The sequence below is a fragment of the Brevundimonas sp. genome (assembly GCF_032107865.1).
Lineage (GTDB): Bacteria > Pseudomonadota > Alphaproteobacteria > Caulobacterales > Caulobacteraceae > Brevundimonas.
Window position 1 is genome coordinate 1 of sequence record NZ_DAMCNG010000193.1, and the last position, 4,990, is coordinate 4,990.

Annotated in this window: 4 protein-coding genes and 1 pseudogene; 3 read left to right on the forward strand and 2 right to left on the reverse strand. The window is 66.3% G+C overall.

Annotated elements, in window-relative coordinates; genetic code table 11:
• From RT567_RS13385 to RT567_RS13395, 3 genes and pseudogenes are all read left to right on the forward strand, one after another.
• Positions 1 to 1,080 (forward strand): annotated as a pseudogene (locus RT567_RS13385) (capsular polysaccharide biosynthesis protein); the annotation flags it as partial.
• Positions 1,081 to 1,229: 149 nt separating this feature from the next.
• Entirely contained in the window at positions 1,230 to 2,375 is a 1,146-nt protein-coding gene (locus tag RT567_RS13390) for a beta-ketoacyl-ACP synthase III (RefSeq protein ID WP_313576796.1), read from the forward strand.
• A 98-nt stretch (positions 2,376 to 2,473) separates the two neighbouring features.
• On the forward strand, positions 2,474 to 2,740 hold the full coding sequence (locus RT567_RS13395) for a hypothetical protein (protein WP_087139307.1): 267 nt from the start codon (positions 2,474 to 2,476) through the stop codon (positions 2,738 to 2,740).
• Between the two features lie 75 nt (positions 2,741 to 2,815).
• Here the strand turns inward: RT567_RS13395 and RT567_RS13400 are convergent, their stop codons facing one another.
• Positions 2,816 to 3,349: a porin family protein gene (locus RT567_RS13400; protein ID WP_313576797.1), complete on the reverse strand. Its 534-nt coding sequence runs from the start codon at positions 3,347 to 3,349 to the stop codon at positions 2,816 to 2,818.
• Between the two features lie 345 nt (positions 3,350 to 3,694).
• Positions 3,695 to 4,990 (reverse strand): putative PEP-binding protein (locus RT567_RS13405; protein WP_313576798.1); only part of this gene is annotated, 1,296 nt, incomplete at its 5' end.

The window sequence follows — 4,990 nt, forward strand, 5'->3', positions numbered from 1 at the left end:
GACCGGCTGGCGGGGGACTGGGCGGCCGTCGGCTTCGCCCCGGCCAAACGGCCGCCGGTGCGCCGCCTGCTGAACTCGCCCAAGGGCCGCGTCCGCTATTTCTGGCGCTCATCCTCAGCCGTCGCTCATGCGCGGACCACGGGCGGAAAGCTGATCTGGTGGGCCGGCAAGGAGACGCCGCAGATCCGCGCCGCCGCCGACGCCTTCGAAGGGCCCGTCGTGCGGATGGAGGACGGCTTCATCCGCTCGCGCGGGCTGGGGTCCGACTTCTTCGGCGCCCTGTCGGTCGCGCTGGACGACCAAGGCGTCTATTACGACCCTACCCGGCCCAGCCGTCTGGAAAGCCTGATCGAGGCGGGCGAACCGTCGCCGGGTCAGGCCGCGCGAGCCGAAACCCTGCGCGCCCGCGTGGTCGAAGCGGGCCTGTCGAAATACAATCTGAAGGGCGCGGGCGTCCCGGTCCATTGGCCGACCGACAGACCGATCCTGCTGGTCGTGGGCCAGGTCGAGAACGACCGCTCGATCATGATGGGCTGCGGGCCGGACCTACGCACCAACTCGGGTCTGGTGAAGGCGGCGCGGGCGGATCATCCGGACGCCTTCATGATCTATCGCAACCACCCGGACGTGACGGCGGGCAACCGGCCGGGCCTGCTGGACCATGCGGCTATGGAGGAGGTCGACGCCTCGGCTGACGATCTGGACATCATCGACTGCCTGAACGCCTGCGACCGGCTGGCGACGCTAACTTCCCTGACCGGGTTCGAGGCCCTGATGCGGGGCAAGCCGGTCAGCGTCTACGGCCGCCCCTTCTATGCCGGATGGGGTCTGACAGACGACCGCCTGACGTTCGAGCGCCGCACCCGCCGCGCCAGTCTGCAGAGCCTCATCCACGCCGCCCTGATCGGCTATCCGGTCTATGTCACGCCGGACGGCTGGCCGTGCGAGGCCGAGGACCTGGTCGAGGCCCTGATCGCCGCGCGCGACCATCCCTTGCCCGCGCCGCCGCGCGGCCGCGTCAATCGCTGGTGGCGCGGCATAAAGGCCAGTCTCGACCGCAGCCTTCCCCCGGCCTATTGAGGACGTTCGTCATCGCAACGGACTGAGTCCGGCCCGCGAGGCGCCCGAACTTCGCCGCGAGGCGCCGACATAAGGCTTGTCGAGCGCCGGGGACTCCATGTTCCCTCATGCAGCGAGGCGCCGCGCGCCGAGCGTCAGGGAACTACACAGTGCAAAAAGCCGTCATCTCCGCCACCGGCCTGTTCACGCCCGAACAGTCGATCTCGAATGAGGAACTGGTCGGCGCCTATAACGCCTGGGCCGAAGGCTGGAACGCCGCCAACGCCGAGGCCATCGCCGCCGGCGAACTGGAGGCCAAGACGCCCTCGTCCGAAGCCTTCATCGAGAAGGCCTCGGGCATCAAGGCGCGCTTCGTCATGGACAAGTCGGGGATCATCGACCCCGAGCGGATGTTGCCGCACCTAGCGGCGCGCGGTGACGACGAACTGTCGATCCTGGCCGAGATGGCGGTGAAGGCCTCTGAGGACGCCATCAAGGCCTGGGGCAAGCCGGTCAGCGAGATCGGCGCCGTCATCTGCGCCGCGTCCAACATGCAGCGCCCCTACCCCGCCATGGCCATCGAGGTGCAGCAGGCGCTGGGCATCGAGGGCTTCGCCTTCGACATGAACGTGGCGTGCAGCTCCGCGACCTTCGGCATCAAGACGGCGGCGGACTTCGTGGCCTCGGGCTCGGTCAAGGCCGTGCTGATGGTGAACCCGGAAATCTGCTCGGCGCACCTGAACTTCAAGGATCGCGACAGCCACTTCATCTTCGGCGACGTCGCCACGGCCGTCATCATCGAAGCCGAGGATCAGGCCGGACCCGGCGGCTGGGACATTCTGGGCACGAAGCTTCAGACCAGCTTCTCCAACAATATCCGCAACAATTTCGGCTTCCTGAACCGCGCCGCCCTGCCGACCGACGGGCATGAGCCGGTCTCGTCCGACGGCCTGACCGACAAGATGTTCGTCCAGCAAGGCCGCAAGGTGTTCAAGGAGGTGGTGCCGATGGTCTCGACCATGATCCTGGACCATGCCGCCGAGCTGAACCTGGACACGCACGGGCTGAAGCGCCTGTGGCTGCATCAAGCCAACATCAACATGAACACCCTGATCGGCAAGAAGGTGCTGGGCCGCGATCCCGAGCCCGAGGAGAACGTCATCATCCTGGATGACTACGCCAACACCTCTTCGGCCGGGTCGATCATCGCCTTCCACCTGAAGAACGACGGGTTCACGCCCGGCGACACGGGCCTGATCTGCAGCTTCGGCGCTGGCTACTCCGCGGGCACGGTTTTTGTGCAAAAGCGCCCATAATCCCGCCGAACAGGAATCAATATTTCCGGCGGCGCTTGCACTGTTCGGAAAATTTTGCAAACCGTATCGCGTCGAGAAGCAGGGGGGACGGCGCCCGAATGACTCAGACAGCTTTGCCTTGGGCTGAAAAACTCAGTGATCCGCTGGCGCACGACGTGGCCACGGTTCTGCAACGCATGGGCGGTTCGGCCCATCAGGACATGGTGATCAACTGCGTCGCGGCGCTGAAACGCCAACGCGGCGAGTCGGTGACTCAAGACCTCAAGATGAAGATCATCGAAGTGTTCGAACGCTATCGCGACTTCTTCATCCGTCCCTTCGGCGAGGGATCGATGCGCTGGGCCCTGGCGCCGGGCGTCGCCTGACCGCCTAAAAAATCGACCAACGAAAAAGGCCCGCTCCGATTGGAGCGGGCCTTCGTCATTTCAGACCATCCGCGCCTAGAAGCGACGGACGTAGTTGACCGAATAGACGTCCACTTCGCCGCCGTCGTCGGTGAAGTCGCGACGGGTCCAGTCGCCGCGCAGGCCGTTCTGGCCGTCGAAGTAGTAGTTGGCGCCGACGCCGTAGTTCCAGCTTTCGCCGTCAGCCTTGCGCTCGACGCCGGCCAGTTCAGCCTTCATCTGCGTGGTGCCGTAGCCGCCGCGTGCGAACAGTTCGAAATTGGGCGTGACCGGCAGGGTGCCGACCGCATAGGCGGCCAAGTCATAGTCGTGCTCGATCTTGCCCTTGGCCCCGGCGATGGTGAAGTCGTCGTCCTTCACCCCGATCGAGCCTTCGCCCTCGACGCCGAAGTAGGGGTTAAGCTTGGCCCCCAGACGGCCGGTGACGGCGCCCAGGTTCCCATCCGAATGGTCCAGCTGCGAATAGCCGAGCGTGCCGTAGTAGGTAGGGCCGCCCGGCTGCACGACCTGGGCCGCAGCCGGCAGGGCGAATACAGAAAGGGCGGCGGCGGCGAGAATAACGTTACGCATGAGCTTCAATCACTCCTTATTACGATGAACAGGTCTGGCCTGACCACCTTGCGAAGAAACAAAGCTCAAGCGCACAGCGCCGTTCCCTGTGCTTGAGCAAGGGATCGATAACTGTGCGAGAGAAGGCACACACCGCGTTCCTTCAAGGATGACTATTTCACGGCGTGAAAAAGGCGAGCGTTTCTTCTCCCTCCCCTTCATGGGGAGGGTGGCTGAGCCCACAGGGCGAAGCCGGGTGGGGACGGCAAGGCTCGTCAAACGCCAAGGTCGAGGCCAGGATCACCTGGCCCTCCCCACCCGGTTGCTTCGCCCCCCCATGAAGGGGAGGGAGAGGCGTCGGTATCCTCAGCGGTCCTTTTCACGCTCCTCGCCCGAGCGCGCGCTCAGGGCGGCCTGGGCCGCCGCCAGACGGGCGATCGGCACGCGGTAGGGCGAGCAGGAGACGTAGTCGAGACCGACCGTCTCGCAGAAGGCGATGGAGGCGGGGTCGCCGCCGTGTTCGCCGCAGATGCCCATCTTCATGCCCGGCTTGACCGCGCGGCCACGCTCCTCCGCGATGCGGATCAGGTCGCCCACGCCGCTCTGGTCCAGACGGACGAAGGGATCGGTCTCGAAGATGCCCTTGTCCAGATAGGCCTGCAGGAAGTGGCCGGAATCGTCGCGACTGATGCCGAAGGTCGTCTGCGTCAGGTCGTTGGTGCCGAAGCTGAAGAACTCGGCGTATTCAGCCAGATCGGCGGCGCGCAGGGCGGCGCGCGGCAGCTCGACCATGGTTCCGACCAGGTAGTCCACGCTGTCGCCGGCGTCCGCGAAGACAGCCTTGGCCGTGCGGTCAGTCAGTTCACGCAGATACTTCATCTCCAGACCCAGGGCGACCAGCGGGTGCATGATCTCCGGGATCGGGGCGACGCCCGAGGCCGCCTTCACCTGCAGCGCCGCCTCAAGGATGGCGCGGACCTGCATCTCGTAGATTTCCGGATAGGCCACGCCCAGACGGCAGCCGCGGTGGCCCAGCATGGGGTTGGTCTCATGCAGTTCGCGTGCGCGGCGCTTCAGCTTGGCCGCGTCCAGCCCCTGCGTCGCCGCCAGGGCGTCGATGTCGGCGTCGGTGTGCGGGATGAACTCGTGCAGCGGCGGGTCCAGCAGACGCACCGTCACGGGCAGGCCGCTCATGATGGTGAACAGCTCGACGAAATCGGCCTTCTGGAACGGGGCGATCTTGGCCAGAGCCACGCGGCGGCCCGCCTCGTCGTCAGCCAGGATCATCTCGCGCACGGCGGCGATGCGGGCCTCGTCGAAGAACATGTGCTCGGTGCGCGACAGGCCGATGCCCTCGGCGCCGAAACCACGCGCGGTCTTAGCGTCCAGCGGCGTCTCGGCGTTGGCGCGGACCTTCAGGCGGCGGATGCCGTCGGCCCAGCCCATCAGGGTCTGGAAGTCGCCCGTCAGCTCCGGCTCGATCATGGCCACGGCGCCGTCCAGCACCTCGCCCTTGCCGCCGTCGATGGTGATGACCTCGCCCGCCTTGAAGGTGCGGCCGCGCGCGGTGAAGGTTCCGGCCTTCTCATTGATCGAGATTTCGCCCGCGCCCGAGACGCAGGGGCGCCCCATGCCGCGCGCCACGACCGCCGCGTGGCTGGT